The organism is Leifsonia xyli subsp. cynodontis DSM 46306 (assembly GCF_000470775.1).
Taxonomy (GTDB): Bacteria; Actinomycetota; Actinomycetes; order Actinomycetales; family Microbacteriaceae; genus Leifsonia; species Leifsonia cynodontis.
Genome location: NC_022438.1, coordinates 2,183,558 through 2,201,159, shown reverse-complemented (window position 1 = coordinate 2,201,159; position 17,602 = coordinate 2,183,558). Strand labels below are relative to the sequence as shown.

The window sequence follows — 17,602 nt, the reverse complement described above, 5'->3', positions numbered from 1 at the left end:
GCATGCTTCATGCGACTTAAAGTGAGTGGTGCAATTTTGCAGAGAATGAAATAATCATCTCTGTGACTGTCGCCTGCGAACCCGCAGTGGAGGGTGAGCTCGGCCTCCGCGAGCGCAAGCGCATCGCCACACGCCGCGCCATCCAGCTCGCCGCCCTCCAACTCGCGGGCGAACGAGGGTTCGACCGTGTGACCGTGGATGAGATCAGCCACGCGGCGAACGTCTCCCCACGCACCTTCTTCAACTATTTCCCGTCGAAGGAGTCCGCGATCGTCGGCGAGCTCCCCGAACTCCCTGACGAGGCGAGTATCGATCGGTTCGTCGCCGCCGGGCCGGAGGAGCCCCTTCTGGACAGCATCGGCCAGCTGCTGATCGCGGCGATCGCCACCGGCGAGCTGGGCGATCCCGCGTTCCCGGGCGCGATGTCCGCGAGCGTGCAGGAGCTGCATATCCGGCGCCGCGCCCTCCTGAAGGACAACCCCGAGTTGTTCGCTCAGCGCCTGGCCAGGATGCATCAATTCGAGGACGCGCTCAGTGCGGTCGTGCAGCAGCGTCTCTCCCGCGACGACCCCGCCCTCGCCGCCGACCCCGAGGCCCTGCACCAGCGAGCGCGTCTCGTGACGTACGTCGCGTTCGCCGGTATGCGGCACGCCTGGTCGTGCTGGGTCGACCTCGGCGGCGGCGAACCGCTCAGCGCCCGGCTCCGCAGCTCCTTCGAGCAGGTGCAGGCGCTCGGGACGAAGCCCCGCTGACCCCCCGAACGCCGCATTCGTTGTCGAGAGAGCCTCTCGAGATCGGGTAAGCTGTCTCATTGTATCCGGCACTGCATTCCGGCCACGCCGCCCTAGCTCAGTCGGCAGAGCATCTCACTCGTAATGAGAAGGTCGAGGGTTCGATTCCCTCGGGCGGCTCCAGCAAAAACAAGGCCCCGCGCTATTCTTGGGTTCTAACGGTCGTTGCAACACCTGGACTTTCTGGGAGTTGTAACGACCGTGGCCCGTTTAAGGAGCTATTCGAGGGATCGACGCTGTTTCACGCAGGCTGATAAGGACGCGTTCTTCGCGTTGTTCGAGGCGTGTGGGAGCATCACGATCGCGGCGCGTGAGTTGGGGTTCAACCCGGCGACCTGCGGGACGTGGGTATGGAAGGCCGGCCTGCGCAGCCAGGGGAAAACCGGGACTGGTCCGCATCCAGGAAAGGAACGCTACTTCCAGTTGCGACGCGATGGCATCTCGCGTCGCGAAGCAGCGGCTGCCGTCGGGGTGAACATCCGCACGGCACGGGATTGGGATAACGGTGTCCGGAAGACCGCTCATCGCCGCTATTACCCAGATGGTCGGGTCGTCGATTACAAAACAGGTATGACGACGTTTCTTGACGGCACCGAGACAATCTCGCCGGCGGCGATCTTTCAGCTGGAGAGGAAGCTCGATCCGCGGTTCCTTTCGCTGGAGGAACGTGAGCAGATCCGGGATCTCCTCCGCGATGGGTTGTCACTGCGGAGCATCGCCGCCCAGCTGCGGCGGTCGCCATCCACGATCAGTCGGGAAATCTCCCGGAACCGGTCCTCGACCGGGATCTATCACCCCTTCGCAGCACATCGCTACTCGGCGAAGCGTCGCCCACGGCCAAAGCCGCGAAGACTGGTGACAGAGCTGCGGTTGCGTGCTTTCGTTGAGTCGAAGCTGGCGTTGCGGTGGTCTCCCGAGCAGATCACTCGAGCCCTGATCCGTCAGTTCCCGGACGACGTTGGGATGCGAGTGGCGACCGAGACGATCTACCAGACGCTCTATCTCCAAGGACGCGGCCAGCTGCGCCGTGATCTCGCGACAGCGCTGCGTACCGGGCGCGCACGTCGCCGACCGAACCGGGGAACCAACGCACGTCGTTCGCGGTTCGTCGACCCGATGCTCATGATCTCCGAGCGCCCCGCTGAGGTCGCTGATCGTGCTGTTCCAGGGCATTGGGAAGGCGATCTCATCATCGGCGCTGACCACGCCAGCGCGATCGGCACCCTCGTCGAGCGAACCACCAGGTTCGTGATGCTCGTCCACCTCCCGACCGACCACGCTGCCGAGACCGTCCGCGATGGCCTCATTCGGACGATGAGCGGCCTGCCGGCCGAACTGAAGAAGTCGCTGACCTGGGACCAGGGTGCGGAGATGGCCGCCCACAAGACGTTCACGATCGCCACCGACATGGACGTCTACTTCTGCGACCCAGCCTCGCCCTGGCAGCGCGGTTCTAACGAGAACACGAACGGGTTGCTGAGGCAGTACTTCCCGAAGGGCACCGACCTCTCACAGCACTCGCCCGCGGACCTTGCCCGAGTCGCACACGAACTCAACACCCGCCCACGCAAAACGCTCGGCTGGGAAACCCCAGCCCAGCGCCTCGCTAAACTACCTACCAGCTAATCGTCGTGTTGCAACGACCACTAGAATCCGCCGGTTTTCCAGGACCCCCGGGTGCATGTCGTGCGTTCCGAACCGGAACTGCGCGGGAACGGCGCACGCATGGCCGGCATCCGCGCGGCGCGGCACGAGACCGTCGCGCCGCTCGACGACGACGACACCTGGGAGGCGACGAAGCTCCGAGCCCAGCTGGACGCGCTCGAATCGGCCGGAGTCTCGGGCGGCAACTGGGTGGTGAGCTGTGCGATTCTCGAAAAAGACCTGAGCACCGGCGGCGAGCGCGTGGTCCCCACCGAGCCCGTCCGAGACGTTCCGAGCATCACCGAGTACCTGCTGGAAAGACCCCGCCTCCGTTCCGTCTCGCCACAATTCGCTTCTTCCACCATGCTGTTCCCCCAGGCTCTGGCGCTGTCCGAGCCGTGGGACACCGCCGTGCGGCTCCACCAAGACTGGGAGTGGCTGATCTGGCTGGAGCGCGAACGGGGAACCCGCATGCTGTGCGTCCCAGAACCGCTCGTGTGCCGCCCCGTCAGTCATGCCGACTCTCTGACCACGGACCCGAACTGGCGCGCGAGCCTCGAGTGGGGCAAACGGTACCTCACAGCGACCAGTCGGCGTATCCGCGGCGACTTCTTCCTGACGCTGCCCGCCGACCGCGCGGGACGGGCGGCGAGCGGGAGCGGCCTGCTCGCGTGCCTGGGCGCGGCTCTCCGCGGCGGACGGCTCGGGTACGGCGCTTGGGCCTACTTCTGCGTCACAACGTTCCGCGCGCTCAGCAACCGGGTTCGGATGGGGAGGCCCGCCGCGTGAAGGTCGCCTACTGCCGTGTCTGGGACACCGAATATCCGCGCAACGCACGGATTCGCGCTTTCCTCGAGGAGCACCTAGGCGCCGAGATCACGATCACGCGACGTCGGGAAGGGTCCCGCTGGCGGGCGGATGCTGCACGATCTCCGAGCGCTCCTGTTCACCGTCCACGGGCGGCGGGTCTACATCCTGTCGGAGTTCTCGCTCCCGTACATCGCCGTCGTGTGGGCGGTCGCGCGCCTCAACCGGGGCGTGCTCGTGGCCGACGGATTCGTCGGGCAGTACGAGACGATGGTCGAAGACTGCAAGAAAGCACGGCCGGGCTCGCTGCGGGCGCGATGGTACGCACTGGTGGACGCGATGGCCTGCGCGCTGGCCGACCTCGTCCTGATCGACACCAGGGTCCGGGCGCAACAGCTGGCTGCCGCGCATCCCGGAACCGATGTCCTCTCCCTCCCGGTGGGCGCTCCCGGGTGGGCGCGCCCGGCGACCGGGGCGGCGGCCGCCGATCGCCGGCGCGCAGCGGACGAGCCCCTCCGTGTCCTCTACTACGGCAACTACATTCCGTTGCACGGCCTGCCGGTCATTCTGGAGGCGCTCGCCGCGCTCGGAGCGGCCACGTCGTTCGAGGCCACGTTCATCGGCGACGGTACGCCGCGGGCGAGCGTCCGCGCGCGGGCCGTTGAGCTCGGGATCGCCGAGCAGTGCCGATTCCTCGAGCCGGTCCCCGCGATCGAGCTGGCCGATCACCTGGCCGCCGCGGATGTGGTGCTCGGCATCTTCGGGGACTCCCCGAAGGCGCGGAGCGTCATCGCCAACAAGGTCTGGCAGGGCCTGGCCGCCGGGAAGACGGTCGTCACGCGCAGCTCGCCGGCGCTGGAGGAAGTGGCCGGCGCGGTGGGGGAGAGTCTCGTCCAGGTCGACGGTTCCTCCCACGCAGAACTGGTCCGCGCCCTCGCCGCGGCTCTGTGCTCGATCGGTGAGCCCGGCTCGGATGCCGCGGGCGACGCAGCCGGGGCGCTCGAGGCGTACGTCGCCTCCGAGTACGCTCGATTCGGCGTGAAACTGACGGAACTCGCCGGATCCCGGTAGCGCGACACGCCCGGGTTGCAGCACTGGCCGGAATCTGGCAAACTTGACGGGTTGAACATTTCGGAACGAGTGTGCGAGTGCGCGCTCCGAACGGATCACTGCCAGGTTGTGCATAGCCCAGCGCGAGAGTCTCCGGACCCGCGGACGGATGGTTAGGCCGCAGGCAGCAGGACACGCTCACATCGGCTACCTCGGAGAACACGGTTCATCCCTGTCTTCCGGCCGGGAGAAACTCCCAGAGGCGAGGCCGGAGAGTTGACAGATAAACAGTGGCGTTCCCCTGCGTTCGTCGCACCGCGTCCAATGCGAGAGCACTCCCCCCGAGGAGAGTTCTTCGTACGACGCCATAACAAGAGAGAGAGTCGCAACATGGCGGGACAGAAGATCCGCATTCGGCTTAAATCGTACGACCACGCTGGTCTCGACACCTCGGCGCGCAAGATCGTCGACACGGTGACCCGTGCCGGCGCGACCGTCGTCGGGCCGGTGCCGCTTCCCACCGAGAAGAACGTGGTGTGCGTCATCCGTTCGCCCCACAAGTACAAGGACAGCCGCGAGCACTTCGAGATGCGCACGCACAAGCGGCTGATCGACATCATCGACCCGACGCCGAAGGCCGTCGACTCGCTCATGCGTCTCGACCTGCCGGCCGACGTCAACATCGAGATCAAGCTCTAAGGGGGAGTGCCGCTATGTCCACCATCGACACCAAGACCTCCCGTGGCCTCCTCGGCAAGAAGCTCGGCATGACCCAGGTCTGGGACGAGAACAACAAGCTCATCCCCGTGACCGTCATCGAGATCACGCCGAACGTCGTGACCCAGGTCCGCACCCCCGAGGCCGACGGCTACAATGCCGTCCAGATCGCCTACGGCCAGATCGACCCGCGCAAGGTCAACAAGCCCTCCGCCGGCCACTTCGACAAGGCCGGCGTCACGCCGCGCCGTCACCTGACCGAGGTCCGCACCGCCGACGCCGCCGAGTACTCGGCCGGCCAGGAGCTCACCGTCGACAGCACCTTCGAGGCCGGCCAGCTGGTCGATGTCGTCGGCACCTCGAAGGGCAAGGGCTTCGCCGGCGTCATGAAGCGCCACAACTTCCAGGGCGTCTCCGCCTCGCACGGTGCGCACCGCAACCACCGCAAGCCGGGCTCCATCGGCGCCTCCTCGACCCCCAGCCGTGTCTTCAAGGGCATGCGCATGGCCGGTCGCATGGGCGGCGAGCGCGTCACCGTCCTGAACCTCACGGTGCAGGCCATCGACGCCGAGAAGGGCCTGCTGCTGGTCAAGGGCGCCGTTCCCGGTGCGCGCGGCCGCATCGTTTTCGTCCGCAACGCAGTGAAGGGGGCCTAAGCTCATGGCTACCTCGATTGACGTCGTCGACCTCAAGGGCAAGAAGGCCGGCTCCGTCGAGCTTCCCGACTCCCTGTTCGACGTTCAGACCAACATCCCGCTGATCCACCAGGTCGTCACGGCGCAGCTCGCCGCGGCTCGCCAGGGCACGCACAAGACCAAGGGTCGTGGCGAGGTCTCCGGCGCCGGCCGCAAGCCGTTCAAGCAGAAGGGCACCGGCCGTGCTCGTCAGGGCTCGATCCGCGCTCCCCAGATGACCGGTGGTGGCATCGTCCACGGACCGACGCCGCGCGACTACTCGCAGCGCACCCCCAAGAGGATGATCGCCGCCGCTCTGCTCGGCGCTCTCTCGGACCGCGCTCGCGGCAGCCGCATCCACGCCGTCCAGGCCTTCACCGCCGGTGAAGCCCCCTCGACCAAGGCCGTCGTGGAGCTGCTGAGCGGCGTCGCCACCTCGAAGCACGTCCTCGTCGTGCTGGAGCGCGACGACGAACTCGCTTTCAAGAGCGTGCGCAACATCGCGTCCGTGCATGCGCTGACCTACGACCAGCTGAACGCCTACGACGTGCTGGTGAGCGACGACATCGTCTTCACCCAGGCCGCGCTCGAGGGCTTCATCGCAGCCAAGTCCACCAGCGCTGCGACCAAGAAGGAAGAGGTGAACGCCTGATGGCCGCCGTCAACAAGGACCCGCGCGACGTCATCATCGCCCCGGTCGTCTCCGAGAAGAGCTACGGCCTGATCGACGAGGGCAAGTACACCTTCCTCGTCGACCCGCGTTCCAACAAGGCCGAGATCAAGCTCGCCATCGAGTCGATCTTCAAGGTCGAGGTCGCATCGGTGAACACCCTGAACCGTCAGGGCAAGACCCGCCGCACCAAGTTCGGCCTCGGCAAGCGCAAGGACACCAAGCGTGCCATCGTCACGCTGAAGTCCGGTTCCATCGACATCTTCACGGCCGTCGGCTGAGCGAAGGATTAGAGGAAGACAGACATGGCTATTCGTAACTACAAGCCCACGACCCCCGGTCGTCGCGGCTCCTCGGTCGCTGACTTCGCCGAGATCACCCGCTCGACGCCGGAGAAGTCCCTTCTCCGGCCGCTGTCGAAGAGTGGTGGCCGCAACAACCAGGGCCGCATCACGACCCGTCACATCGGTGGTGGCCACAAGCGCCAGTACCGCGTCATCGACTTCCGTCGCAATGACAAGGACGGCGTGAACGCCAAGGTCGCCCACATCGAGTACGACCCGAACCGCACAGCTCGTATCGCGCTCCTGCACTTCCTGGACGGCACCAAGCGCTACATCCTGGCGCCCGCCGGTCTCAAGCAGGGCGACATCGTCGAGTCGGGCGCTGGCGCGGACATTAAGCCGGGCAACAACCTGCCGCTGCGCAACATCCCGACCGGCACCGTCGTCCACGCGATCGAGCTCAAGCCGGGCGGTGGCGCCAAGCTGGCCCGCTCCGCTGGCTCCTCGGTGCGTCTCGTCGCGAAGGACGGCCCTTACGCCCAGCTGCGCCTCCCCTCGGGCGAGGTCCGCAACGTCGACGCGCGCTGCCGCGCCACGATCGGCGAGGTCGGCAACGCCGAGCAGTCGAACATCAACTGGGGCAAGGCCGGCCGCATGCGCTGGAAGGGCGTGCGCCCGACCGTCCGCGGTGTCGCGATGAACCCGATCGACCACCCGCACGGTGGCGGTGAGGGCAAGACCTCCGGTGGTCGTCACCCGGTCAGCCCGTGGGGCCAGAAGGAAGGCCGCACGCGCCACCCCAACAAGGAGAGCGACAAGCTCATCGTTCGCCGCCGCAACGCCGGCAAGAAGCGCAAGTAGGAGTTCGAGAAGATGCCACGCAGTCTCAAGAAGGGCCCCTTCGTCGACGAGCACCTGTTTCGCAAGGTGGTCGCCGCGAACGAGGCCAACAGCAAGAACGTGATCAAGACCTGGTCGCGCCGCTCGATGATCGTCCCGGCCATGCTCGGCCACACGATCGCGGTGCATGACGGTCGCAAGCACATCCCGGTGTTCGTCACCGAGACCATGGTCGGTCACAAGCTCGGCGAGTTCGCGCCGACGCGCACCTTCCGCGGTCACGTGAAGGACGACAAGAAGGGTCGTCGCCGCTAATCGCGGCGACGAAAAGGAGGAGAGAAATGGTGGAGTCGATCGCACGTGTGCGACACATCCGCGTCACCCCCATGAAGGCCCGTCGCGTCGTCAACCTGATCCGCGGCAAGCAGGCCCAGGAGGCCCTGGCCATCCTGAGGTTCGCCCCGCAGGGCGCGAGCGAGCCGGTGTACAAGCTGGTCGCGTCGGCCATCGCCAATGCGCGCGTCAAGGCCGACCAGACCAACACCTACCTGGATGAGCAGGACCTCTACGTGAGCCGTGCCTTCGTGGACGAAGGGACCACCCTGAAGCGGTTCCAGCCGCGCGCTCAGGGCCGTGCCTTCCGCATCAACAAGCGCACCAGCCACATCACCGTCGTCCTCGCGACGCCGGATGAGGCTGAGGTCGCCCAGCCAGCTAAGAAGGCCAGCACTGTGAAGAAGGCGAGCAACTAATGGGTCAGAAAGTCAACCCGTATGGCTTCCGTCTGGGCATCACCACCGACCATGTGTCGCGGTGGTTCTCCGACAGCACGAAGAAGGGTCAGCGCTACAGCGACTACCTGGCCGAGGACGTCAAGATCCGCACACTGCTGAAGACCTCGCTCGACCGCGCGGGTGTCTCGCGCATCGAGATCGAGCGCACTCGCGACCGCGTCCGCGTCGACATCCACACGGCCCGTCCGGGCATCGTGATCGGTCGCCGCGGCGCCGAGGCCGAGCGCATCCGCGCCGATCTCGAGAAGCTCTCGGGCAAGCAGATCCAGCTGAACATTCTCGAGGTCAAGAACCCCGAGGCCGACGCCCAGCTCGTCGCGCAGGGCATCGCGGAGCAGCTCGCCGCCCGCGTGGCGTTCCGCCGCGCGATGCGCAAGGGCCTCCAGGGCGCGCAGCGCGCCGGCGCCAAGGGCGTCCGCATCCAGGTGTCGGGCCGTCTCGGCGGGGCCGAGATGAGCCGCTCCGAGTTCTACCGCGAAGGCCGTGTGCCGCTGCACACCCTCCGCGCCAACATCGACTACGGCTTTTACGAGGCCAAGACCACCTTCTGTCGCATCGGTGTCAAGGTGTGGATCTACAAGGGCGACATCACGAACAAGGAACTGGCTCGCGAGCAGGCGAACGTCAAGCCGTCGCGCGAGCGCAACGACCGTCCGCGCCGCGGTGGCCGGGGGAGCAACGCGCCCGAAGCCCAGGCCGCGCCGGCCGCAGCAGGAGTTGAGGCATAACCATGTTGATCCCACGCAGAGTCAAGCACCGCAAGCAGCACCACCCTGGCCGTTCCGGCCAGGCCACTGGTGGCACCAAGGTCTCCTTCGGTGAGTTCGGCATCCAGGCCCTGACCCCCGCTTATGTGACCAACCGTCAGATCGAGTCCGCTCGTATCGCCATGACGCGTCACATCAAGCGTGGCGGCAAGGTGTGGATCAACATCTACCCCGACCGTCCGCTCACCAAGAAGCCGGCCGAGACCCGCATGGGTTCCGGTAAGGGCTCGCCGGAGTGGTGGGTCGCCAACGTCAAGCCGGGTCGCGTCCTCTTCGAGGTCTCGGGCGTCTCCGAGGACCTCGCTCGCGAGGCGATGACCCGTGCAATCCACAAGCTGCCCCTCAAGGCACGCATCATCAAGCGCGAGGAGGGCGACGCGTAATGGCGATCGGCACCAAGGAGCTCGCCCCCAGCGAGCTCGACACCTTTGAAGACGAGCGTCTCATCGACGAGCTGAAGAAGGCCAAGGAAGAGCTGTTCAACCTGCGCTTCCAGTCGGCCACCGGCCAGCTCGAGAGCCACGGCCGCCTGCGCGCCGTGAAGCGCGACATCGCTCGCATCTACACCGTGATCCGCGAGCGCGAGCTCGGGATCCGGGCCACCCCGGCTCCGGTCGAGGCTGAGCCCGCCAAGAAGCCTGCCAAGAAGGCAGCGAAGTCCAAGGCGGAGACGGAGGCCCCCGCGGCCGCCGAGATCGCCGAGACCGAGACTGAGGAGGCCAAGTAATGGCTGAGACCACCAAGGCCACGGCTGTGGAGCCGGCGGCCGATGAGGCCCTCGTCCGTGGCTACCGGAAGGCCCGTCGCGGCTACGTCGTCAGCGACAAGATGGACAAGACCATCGTCGTCGAGGTCGAAGACCGTGTGAAGCACCCGCTGTACGGCAAGGTCCTGCGCCGCACCTCCAAGGTGAAGGCGCACGATGAGAACAACACCGCCGGCATCGGCGACCTCGTCCTCATCAACGAGACCCGCCCCCTGAGCGCCAGCAAGCGCTGGCGCCTGGTTGAGATTCTGGAGAAGGCCAAGTGATTCAGCAGGAATCCCGACTCAAGGTCGCCGACAACACGGGCGCCAAGGAACTCCTGACCATTCGCGTGCTCGGCGGCTCCGGCCGTCGGTACGCGGGGCTGGGCGACGTCATCGTCGCCACGGTCAAGGACGCCATCCCCGGCGGAAACGTCAAGAAGGGCGATGTCGTCAAGGCCGTCATCGTGCGCACTCGGAAGAACACCCGGCGCACGGACGGCTCCTACATCAAGTTCGACGAGAACGCCGCCGTGATCCTGAAGAACGACGGTGACCCCCGTGGCACCCGTATCTTCGGCCCGGTCGGCCGTGAGCTCCGCGACAAGAAGTTCATGAAGATCATCTCGCTCGCTCCGGAGGTGCTGTAAGCCATGGCGAACATCAAGAAGGGCGACCTCGTCGAGGTCATCACGGGCCGCTCGCAGGCCCGTGGCGGTGACCGCGGCAAGCAGGGGCGCGTCATCGAGGTCCTCGTGGAGAAGAACCGTGTGATCGTCGAGGGCGTCAACTTCGTCACCAAGCACGTCCGCGTCGGCCAGACGCAGCGTGGCACGAAGACCGGCGGCATCGAGACCCACGAGGCCTCGATCCACGTCTCCAACGTGGCCCTGGTCGACCCCGAGACCAAGAAGCCGACCCGCGTCGGCTTCCGCACCGAGACCGTTACGAAGGACGGCGTCACCAAGACGGTCCGCGTTCGTTACGCCAAGAAGTCTGGTAAGGACCTGTAAAAATGACTGACACTGCAACCGCCGCTGGCGCGGCGTCTGTCAAAGCTAGCCAGCCGCGCCTGAAGCAGAAGTACAAGAACGAGATCGCCAAGCAGCTCCAGGGCGACTTCGGCTTCACCAACGTGCATCAGGTGCCCGGTCTGGTGAAGATTGTCGTCAACATGGGCGTCGGCGAGGCGGCTCGCGACGGCAAGGTCATCGACGGCGCGATCAGCGACCTCACCCTGATCACAGGCCAGAAGCCGCAGGTCACCAAGGCCCGCAAGTCCATCGCGCAGTTCAAGCTGCGCGAAGGTCAGCCGATCGGCGCGCACGTCACGCTGCGCGGCGACCGGATGTGGGAGTTCCTCGACCGGCTGCTCTCGCTCGCCCTGCCCCGCATCCGGGACTTCCGCGGCCTGAGCGACAAGCAGTTCGACGGCACCGGCAACTACACGTTCGGTCTCACGGAGCAGTCGATGTTCCACGAGATCAACCAGGACAGGATCGACCGCGTCCGCGGTATGGACATTACGGTCGTGACCACCGCCAAGAACGACGAGGAGGGCCGCGCGCTGCTCAAGCAGCTCGGCTTCCCCTTCCGTTCCGTGGAGGCGGCGAACTAGGGAAACCTAGTAGCCTTGTCTACTTGTGGGCCGGCCGGTCCGGCCGGCCCACTCCCACCACAGGTCGTCAGTCGTGTAACGGCTGCACGAAACCTGGTGTACGAAGGAAAAACCGCACATGACAATGACAGATCCGGTCGCAGACATGCTGACCAGATTACGCAACGCGAACTCGGCCCACCACGACACCGTGTCGATGCCGCACTCGAAGCTCAAAGCGCACATCGCCGAGATCCTCACCACCGAGGGCTACATCTCCGGGTGGGAGGTCGCCGACGCGCGCGTCGGCCAGACCCTGACGCTGAGCCTCAAGTTCGGTCCGAACCGCGAGCGTTCCATCGCCGGTATCAAGCGCGTCTCCAAGCCCGGCCTCCGCGTCTACGCGAAGTCCACGGAGCTCCCCAAGGTGCTCGGCGGGCTCGGCGTCGCCATCCTGTCCACCTCCTCGGGGCTCCTCACGGACCGCCAGGCTGAGAAGAAGGGCGTGGGTGGGGAAGTCCTCGCCTACGTGTGGTAACCCGCCATGTCGCGTATTGGAAGACTGCCCATCGACGTCCCCGCCGGGGTCGATGTGAAGATCGACGGCCAGGCCGTCACCGTCAAAGGCCCGAAGGGCGAGCTCAGCCTCACCGTCGCGAGCCCGATCGAGGTCACACTCTCGGAGGGCCAGGTCCTGGTCACCCGTCCGGACGACGAGCGCGAGTCGCGTTCGCTGCACGGCCTCACCCGCACCCTCCTCAACAACAAAATCATCGGCGTGACCGAGGGCTACTCCAAGGGCCTGGAGATCGTCGGCACCGGTTATCGGGTGGCCCAGAAGGGCGCGGCCGTCGAGTTCGCGCTCGGCTTCTCGCACCCGGTCACCGTCGAGCCGCCGGCCGGCATCACTTTCACGGTCGAGGGCAACAACAAGCTCACCGTGGCCGGCATCGACAAGCAGGCCGTGGGCGAGATCGCCGCGAACATCCGCAAGATCCGTAAACCCGAGCCGTACAAGGGCAAGGGCGTGCGCTACGCCGGCGAGGTCGTCCGTCGCAAGGCCGGAAAGGCTGGTAAATAATCATGGCTCTGGGTACCAGAGGAAAGAGCAAGGCGGCCGCTCGCGGCCGTCGTCACACCCGCCTGCGCAAGAAGATCGTCGGCACCGAGCTGCGTCCGCGCCTGGTGGTCACCCGTTCGGCCCGCCACGTCTTCGTGCAGGTCGTGGACGACGCCCAGGGCCGCACACTGGCCTCCGCATCCACGATGGAAGCGGACCTCCGAGGCTTCGACGGCGACAAGACCGCCAAAGCCCGCAAGGTGGGTGAGCTCGTCGCCGAGCGCGCGAAGAGCGCCGGTGTCGAGGCCGTGGTCTTCGACCGCGGCGGCAGCCAGTACGCCGGCCGTGTGGTCGCCGTCGCCGAGGGCGCACGCGAAGGCGGGCTGAACCTGTGAGCGAGACGAACAACAAGGAGCAGACCGTGGCCGCTGAGGTAACGGAGACCGCGCAGCCGGTCGAGACCGCTGCGTCGACCGACAACAACCGTGAGCAGCGTGAGCCGCGCCGCGGTGGCCGGGAGCGCAACCCCAACCGCGACCGTGGCAGCCGGGACGCCGACAAGAGCCAGTTCCTGGAGCGCGTCGTCACCATCAACCGCGTCTCGAAGGTCGTGAAGGGCGGTCGTCGCTTCAGCTTCACCGCTCTCGTGGTCGTCGGCGACGGCAACGGCCTGGTGGGCGTTGGCTACGGCAAAGCCCGCGAGGTGCCGCTCGCGATCTCGAAGGGCGTCGAGGAGGCGAAGAAGAACTTCTTCCGCGTCCCCCGCGTCGCCAACACCATCCCGCACCCGGTGCAGGGTGAGGCCGCCGCTGGCGTTGTCCTCCTCCGCCCGGCCGCTGCCGGTACCGGTGTCATCGCGGGTGGTCCCGTGCGCGCCGTCCTGGAGTGCGCCGGCATCCACGACGTGCTGAGCAAGTCGCTCGGTTCGTCCAACACGATCAACATCGTCCACGCCACCGTGGAGGCGCTCAAGCAGCTCGAAGAGCCGCGTGCCGTCGCCGCCCGTCGTGGTCTGGACTACGACCGTGTCGCGCCGGAGAAGCTGTTGCAGATCGAGGCCCGCGCGGCCGAGGCCGCCGCTGCCGCGAAGAAGGCCGGCGCAGAGAAGGTGGGTGCCTGATGGCCCGTCTGAAGATCACACAGATCAAGTCGAAAGTGAGCGAGAAGCAGTACCAGCGCGACACGCTGCGCAGCCTGGGACTGAAGCGCATCGGCGACGTGACCGTCCGCGAGGACACCGCGCAGAACCGCGGGTACGTCAAGACCGTCGCCCACCTGGTGAAGGTCGAGGAGATTGACTAATGGCTGACGACAAGCCCACGAACGAGGCTGCCGCGAAGCCGGCCGCCGCCAAGAAGCCCGCCGCCAAGCCGGCCGCCGAGAAAGCGACGGCTGCGGCTCCGGCCAAGAAGGCTCCGGCGAAGGCCGCTCCCGCCGCCAAGGACGAGGCGGTCGCCGCCAAGCCGGCGAAGGCCTCGGCCAAGAAGGACGTCGCCGCCCCGCGCGAGCAGGTTCTGAAGGTTCACCACCTGCGACCCGCCGCCGGCGCCAAGAAGGAGAAGACCCGCGTCGGACGCGGCGAGGGCTCCAAGGGCAAAACGGCCGGTCGCGGCACCAAGGGAACCAAGGCCCGCTATCAGGTGCGCCCCGGCTTCCAGGGAGGTCAGCTTCCGTTCCACATGCGGACGCCGAAGCTGCGCGGGTTCAAGAACCCGTTCCGCGTCGAGTACCAGGTGGTCAACCTGGAGAAGCTCGCCGAGCTCTACCCGGCCGGCGGCGACGTCACCGTCGCCGATCTCGTCGCCAAGGGCGCCGTTCGCAAGAACGAGAAAGTCAAGGTTCTCGGTAACGGGGACATTGCGGTTAAGCTGAACGTTGCGGTCGATAAGGTCTCCGGCTCCGCTCAGCAGAAGATCGTCGCCGCTGGCGGCTCTGTCAGCCAGTAGCCTCCCTCAGCAGCGCAGTCGGGTGGCCGGAACTCCACCGGCCACCCGACTGACTTCCGACAGGAAAGCAGGACGCACTTTTGTTTAGCGCCGTCGCGCGGATTTTCCGCACTCCGGATCTCCGCCGGAAGATATTCTTCACGCTGGGTATCATCGCCCTGTTCCGGCTGGGGTCCTTCATCCCCGCGCCGTTCGTCGATTTCGGCAACGTGCAGACCTGTCTCAACGCCAACCAGGACACCTCGGGCCTCTACTCGCTCGTGAACCTGTTCTCGGGCGGCGCGCTCCTCAAGCTTTCGATCTTCGCGCTCGGCATCATGCCGTACATCACCGCGTCGATCATCGTGCAGCTGCTGCGCGTGGTCATCCCACGCTTCGAGACCCTCTACAAGGAGGGTCAGGCCGGGCAGGCCAAGCTCACGCAGTACACGCGCTACCTCACGATCGCGCTCGGCGTCCTCCAGTCGACCACGCTGATCACCGTCGCTCGCTCCGGTGCGCTCTTCGGCACGACGGCCGTGTCGCAATGCACGCAGCTCATCACGGACGACTCCTGGTACGCGATCATGCTCATGGTCGTCACCATGACCGCCGGCACCGGCCTCATCATGTGGATGGGCGAGCTGGTCACCGAGCGTGGCATCGGCAACGGCATGTCGCTGCTCATCTTCACCTCGATCGCCGCCCAGTTCCCGAGTTCCCTGTGGACCATCGGGCAGTCGCAGAGCATCGAGATCATGCTCGTGGTGATCGCGATCGGGCTGCTGATCGTCGCGGCGGTCGTGTTCGTCGAGCAGTCGCAGCGCCGCATCCCCGTGCAGTACGCCAAGCGCATGGTCGGCCGGCGGACCTACGGCGGGAACAACACGTACATCCCGATCAAGGTCAACATGGCCGGTGTCGTGCCGGTCATCTTCGCCTCGTCTCTGCTGTACCTGCCGGCGCTGATCGCGCAGTTCAACCAGCCTGCCGCGGGCAAGGCGCCGGCCGCCTGGGTCACCTGGATCACGAACTACCTGACCAAGGGCGACCACCCGCTTTACATGCTGCTCTACTTCCTGCTGATCGTCGGCTTCACCTATTTCTACGTGGCCATCACGTTCAACCCGGAGGAGGTCGCCGACAACATGAAGAAGTACGGCGGCTTCATCCCCGGCATCCGCGCGGGACGCCCCACCGCCGAGTACCTCGACTACGTGCTGACCCGTGTGACGCTGCCCGGCTCCATCTACCTCGGGGTGATCGCGCTGATCCCTCTGGTCGCCTTCGCTCTGCTCGGAGCTAGCCAGAACTTCATGTTCGGCGGCACGTCCATCCTAATCATCGTCGGTGTCGGCCTCGAGACGGTCAAGCAGATCGACTCGCAGCTCCAGCAGCGGCACTACGAAGGGCTGCTGCGTTGACCCGCATGCTCATCGTCGGACCTCCGGGATCGGGGAAAGGCACCCAGGCCTCCCTCATCACCAGCGGATACGGAATTCCCGACATCTCCACCGGCGACATCTTCCGGGCCAACATCAAGAACGAGACAGAGCTCGGCAAGCAGGTCAAGGCCATCGTGGACGCGGGGGACTATGTTCCGGACAGCCTGACCAACGAACTCGTCACCGGCCGGCTGGCCGAGGACGACGCCAAGGGCGGCTTCCTGCTGGACGGCTATCCGCGCACGCTCGAGCAGGTGAAGTACCTGGACGAACTGCTGGCCTCGGATGGCGGGAAGCTGGACGCTGTGATCCAGCTCGTCGCCGACCGTGAAGAGATCGTCGCCCGGCTGACCAAGCGGGCACTGGAACAGGGCCGCGCCGACGACTCCGAGGGGGCCATCCGGCACCGCCAGGAGGTCTATCTGCGTGAGACCTCCCCCCTGATCGAGGTCTACCGCGAGCGCGGGCTGCTCGTGGAGGTGGATGGACTCGGCTCCGTCGGCGAGGTGGCCGATCGCATTCGCGCGGCGCTCGCCGAGCGCGGCATCCTGCCCCTCACGAGCGCCGCCTAGCCGTCCTCGATGGTCTTCAAACGTTCGCTCTACAAGACGCCCGCGCAGCTGCGTGCGATGGTGGCGCCGGGGCGCGCCACGGCGGCCTCTCTCGACGCCGTCGCTCGGGCCATCGCGGCCGGGACCACGACGCTCGAGCTGGACGCCATCGCCGAGCGTGCCGTCGAGGCGGCCGGCGGCAAGCCGAACTTCAAGCTGGAGGCGGGCTACCACCACACGATCTGCGCGTCGGTGAACGATGAGGTCGTGCATGGCATCCCTGGCCCGCGCCTCCTGCAACCCGGCGACATCCTCTCGGTGGACTCCGGCGCCATCCTCGATGGCTGGAATGGGGACGCGGCGCGTACATTCGTGCTGCCCGACCCCGCGCGTCCCGATCTCGTGGCCGAGCGGCAGACGCTCTCCGAGGTGACGGAGCAGTCGCTCTGGCACGGGATCGCTCGCCTCGCCCGGGCGAGGCACCTCAACGAGGTCGGTGAGGCGATCGAGGACTACATCCTCTCGCGGGGAGAGTACGGCATCCTGACCGACTACATCGGGCACGGGATCGGCCGCCGGATGCACGAGGAGCCGCCGGTGTTCAACTACCGGGTGCGCGCCAAAGGCCCGGAGGTGAAGCCGGGACTCGTGGTTGCGATCGAGCCGATGGTCGTGCTGGGAGACCAGGACACCTATGTGAAAGACGACGGCTGGACCGTCGCGACCGAGGACGGGACCGCTGCCGCGCACTGGGAGCACAGCGTCGCCGTGCATGCGGACGGCATCTGGGTGCTGACGGCGGATGACGGCGGGGCGGCCGGGCTCGCGCCGTTCGGCCTCACCCCGAGTCCGATTCCGTGAACCGGGAGTATAGCGGGAATTGGCGAAACATGCGGATATCCCATAAGATTGATCCTCGGTGTCTTGGGCTCGCTTCCGGCGTGCCCGTCACCGGTCAACGCACGACCAGCAACCCCTATTTTTAGCGACAGTGAGGCTATGGCCAAAAAAGACGGTGTCATCGAGATCGAAGGATCTGTGATCGAGGCGCTCCCCAACGCGATGTTTCGCGTGGAGCTCACCAATGGTCACAAGGTTCTTGCCCACATCTCCGGCAAGATGCGTCAGCACTACATCCGCATCCTCCCCGAGGACCGCGTGATCGTGGAGCTGAGCCCCTACGATCTGACCCGCGGCCGGATCGTCTACCGCTACAAGTAAGAGCTGCTGTAAGTAACG

General features: G+C 66.3%; 27 protein-coding genes, 1 tRNA gene and 2 pseudogenes. All 30 read left to right on the top strand.

The features are described 5' to 3' along the window. The first annotated feature begins 62 nt into the window (after positions 1–62). The gene (locus O159_RS10645; RefSeq protein ID WP_236609471.1) at positions 63–752 is read left to right on the top strand and encodes a TetR family transcriptional regulator; all 690 of its coding nucleotides are present in this window, start codon (positions 63–65) and stop codon (positions 750–752) included. Between the two features lie 86 nt (positions 753–838). Next, positions 839–914: transfer RNA gene (locus tag O159_RS10640), tRNA-Thr, on the top strand. A gap of 447 nt (positions 915–1,361) precedes the next feature. Continuing rightward, positions 1,362–2,303 (top strand): annotated as a pseudogene (locus O159_RS10635) (IS30-like element ISLxc3 family transposase); the annotation flags it as partial. Between the two features lie 52 nt (positions 2,304–2,355). Beyond that, positions 2,356–2,448: pseudogene (locus O159_RS17010) on the top strand (IS5/IS1182 family transposase); the annotation flags it as partial. Positions 2,449–2,468: 20 nt separating this feature from the next. Continuing rightward, positions 2,469–3,224, top strand: coding sequence for a glycosyltransferase (locus O159_RS10630; protein ID WP_021755790.1), 756 nt, complete (start codon positions 2,469–2,471; stop codon positions 3,222–3,224). 129 nt (positions 3,225–3,353) lie between these two features. Then, entirely contained in the window at positions 3,354–4,313 is a 960-nt protein-coding gene (locus O159_RS13400; protein ID WP_021755789.1) for a glycosyltransferase, read from the top strand. A gap of 369 nt (positions 4,314–4,682) precedes the next feature. Continuing rightward, positions 4,683–4,991 carry a 30S ribosomal protein S10 gene (gene rpsJ / locus O159_RS10620; RefSeq protein WP_021755788.1) on the top strand — a complete coding sequence of 103 codons (309 nt, stop codon included), beginning with the start codon at positions 4,683–4,685 and terminating at the stop codon, positions 4,989–4,991. A 14-nt stretch (positions 4,992–5,005) separates the two neighbouring features. Next, positions 5,006–5,665 (top strand): 50S ribosomal protein L3, encoded by a 660-nt coding sequence (gene rplC, locus O159_RS10615; protein WP_021755787.1) that lies wholly within the window; start codon positions 5,006–5,008, stop codon positions 5,663–5,665. 4 nt (positions 5,666–5,669) lie between these two features. Then, on the top strand, positions 5,670–6,335 hold the full coding sequence (rplD, locus tag O159_RS10610; RefSeq protein WP_021755786.1) for a 50S ribosomal protein L4: 666 nt from the start codon (positions 5,670–5,672) through the stop codon (positions 6,333–6,335). Further along, positions 6,335–6,634, top strand: coding sequence for a 50S ribosomal protein L23 (gene rplW / locus O159_RS10605; RefSeq protein WP_021755785.1), 300 nt, complete (start codon positions 6,335–6,337; stop codon positions 6,632–6,634). The genes rplD and rplW overlap by 1 nt, the downstream gene beginning before the upstream one ends. A 24-nt stretch (positions 6,635–6,658) precedes the next feature. Continuing rightward, the gene (gene rplB / locus O159_RS10600) at positions 6,659–7,498 is read left to right on the top strand and encodes a 50S ribosomal protein L2 (protein ID WP_021755784.1); all 840 of its coding nucleotides are present in this window, start codon (positions 6,659–6,661) and stop codon (positions 7,496–7,498) included. Positions 7,499–7,510: 12 nt separating this feature from the next. Beyond that, positions 7,511–7,792 carry a 30S ribosomal protein S19 gene (gene rpsS, locus O159_RS10595; RefSeq protein WP_018191964.1) on the top strand — a complete coding sequence of 94 codons (282 nt, stop codon included), beginning with the start codon at positions 7,511–7,513 and terminating at the stop codon, positions 7,790–7,792. 26 nt (positions 7,793–7,818) lie between these two features. Next, on the top strand, positions 7,819–8,229 hold the full coding sequence (gene rplV / locus O159_RS10590) for a 50S ribosomal protein L22 (protein WP_021755783.1): 411 nt from the start codon (positions 7,819–7,821) through the stop codon (positions 8,227–8,229). After that, positions 8,229–8,999, top strand: coding sequence for a 30S ribosomal protein S3 (gene rpsC, locus O159_RS10585; RefSeq protein ID WP_021755782.1), 771 nt, complete (start codon positions 8,229–8,231; stop codon positions 8,997–8,999). Before rplV ends, rpsC begins: the two co-directional genes overlap by 1 nt. Positions 9,000–9,001: 2 nt before the next feature. Further along, positions 9,002–9,421, top strand: coding sequence for a 50S ribosomal protein L16 (gene rplP, locus O159_RS10580; RefSeq protein ID WP_021755781.1), 420 nt, complete (start codon positions 9,002–9,004; stop codon positions 9,419–9,421). Beyond that, positions 9,421–9,765: a 50S ribosomal protein L29 gene (gene rpmC / locus O159_RS16620; protein ID WP_021755780.1), complete on the top strand. Its 345-nt coding sequence runs from the start codon at positions 9,421–9,423 to the stop codon at positions 9,763–9,765. The genes rplP and rpmC overlap by 1 nt, the downstream gene beginning before the upstream one ends. Next, positions 9,765–10,070, top strand: coding sequence for a 30S ribosomal protein S17 (gene rpsQ / locus O159_RS10570; protein WP_021755779.1), 306 nt, complete (start codon positions 9,765–9,767; stop codon positions 10,068–10,070). The genes rpmC and rpsQ overlap by 1 nt, the downstream gene beginning before the upstream one ends. Beyond that, positions 10,067–10,435 (top strand): 50S ribosomal protein L14, encoded by a 369-nt coding sequence (gene rplN / locus O159_RS10565; RefSeq protein ID WP_011186725.1) that lies wholly within the window; start codon positions 10,067–10,069, stop codon positions 10,433–10,435. The genes rpsQ and rplN overlap by 4 nt, the downstream gene beginning before the upstream one ends. Positions 10,436–10,438: 3 nt before the next feature. Continuing rightward, positions 10,439–10,798: a 50S ribosomal protein L24 gene (gene rplX, locus O159_RS10560; RefSeq protein WP_021755778.1), complete on the top strand. Its 360-nt coding sequence runs from the start codon at positions 10,439–10,441 to the stop codon at positions 10,796–10,798. A 2-nt stretch (positions 10,799–10,800) separates the two neighbouring features. Continuing rightward, a complete protein-coding gene (gene rplE, locus O159_RS10555) occupies positions 10,801–11,403 on the top strand; it encodes a 50S ribosomal protein L5 (protein WP_021755777.1) in 603 nt (200 codons plus the stop codon). A gap of 118 nt (positions 11,404–11,521) precedes the next feature. Further along, positions 11,522–11,920: a 30S ribosomal protein S8 gene (gene rpsH / locus O159_RS10550; protein ID WP_043993697.1), complete on the top strand. Its 399-nt coding sequence runs from the start codon at positions 11,522–11,524 to the stop codon at positions 11,918–11,920. Positions 11,921–11,926: 6 nt separating this feature from the next. Further along, positions 11,927–12,463, top strand: a complete 537-nt coding sequence (gene rplF / locus O159_RS10545) for a 50S ribosomal protein L6 (protein ID WP_021755774.1) — start codon at positions 11,927–11,929, stop codon at positions 12,461–12,463. A gap of 2 nt (positions 12,464–12,465) precedes the next feature. Then, entirely contained in the window at positions 12,466–12,837 is a 372-nt protein-coding gene (gene rplR, locus O159_RS10540) for a 50S ribosomal protein L18 (protein ID WP_021755772.1), read from the top strand. Beyond that, a complete protein-coding gene (gene rpsE / locus O159_RS10535) occupies positions 12,834–13,562 on the top strand; it encodes a 30S ribosomal protein S5 (protein ID WP_021755770.1) in 729 nt (242 codons plus the stop codon). Before rplR ends, rpsE begins: the two co-directional genes overlap by 4 nt. Beyond that, the gene (gene rpmD / locus O159_RS10530) at positions 13,562–13,744 is read left to right on the top strand and encodes a 50S ribosomal protein L30 (protein WP_021755768.1); all 183 of its coding nucleotides are present in this window, start codon (positions 13,562–13,564) and stop codon (positions 13,742–13,744) included. The genes rpsE and rpmD overlap by 1 nt, the downstream gene beginning before the upstream one ends. After that, a complete protein-coding gene (rplO, locus tag O159_RS10525) occupies positions 13,744–14,388 on the top strand; it encodes a 50S ribosomal protein L15 (protein ID WP_021755766.1) in 645 nt (214 codons plus the stop codon). The genes rpmD and rplO overlap by 1 nt, the downstream gene beginning before the upstream one ends. An 80-nt stretch (positions 14,389–14,468) precedes the next feature. Further along, positions 14,469–15,791: a preprotein translocase subunit SecY gene (secY, locus tag O159_RS10520; RefSeq protein ID WP_021755764.1), complete on the top strand. Its 1,323-nt coding sequence runs from the start codon at positions 14,469–14,471 to the stop codon at positions 15,789–15,791. Next, a complete protein-coding gene (locus O159_RS10515) occupies positions 15,788–16,384 on the top strand; it encodes an adenylate kinase (RefSeq protein WP_201766218.1) in 597 nt (198 codons plus the stop codon). Before secY ends, O159_RS10515 begins: the two co-directional genes overlap by 4 nt. Before the next feature lie 9 nt (positions 16,385–16,393). Further along, on the top strand, positions 16,394–17,224 hold the full coding sequence (gene map, locus O159_RS10510) for a type I methionyl aminopeptidase (protein WP_021755760.1): 831 nt from the start codon (positions 16,394–16,396) through the stop codon (positions 17,222–17,224). 138 nt (positions 17,225–17,362) lie between these two features. After that, the gene (gene infA, locus O159_RS10505) at positions 17,363–17,584 is read left to right on the top strand and encodes a translation initiation factor IF-1 (RefSeq protein WP_011186713.1); all 222 of its coding nucleotides are present in this window, start codon (positions 17,363–17,365) and stop codon (positions 17,582–17,584) included. Positions 17,585–17,602: the final 18 nt, after the last annotated feature.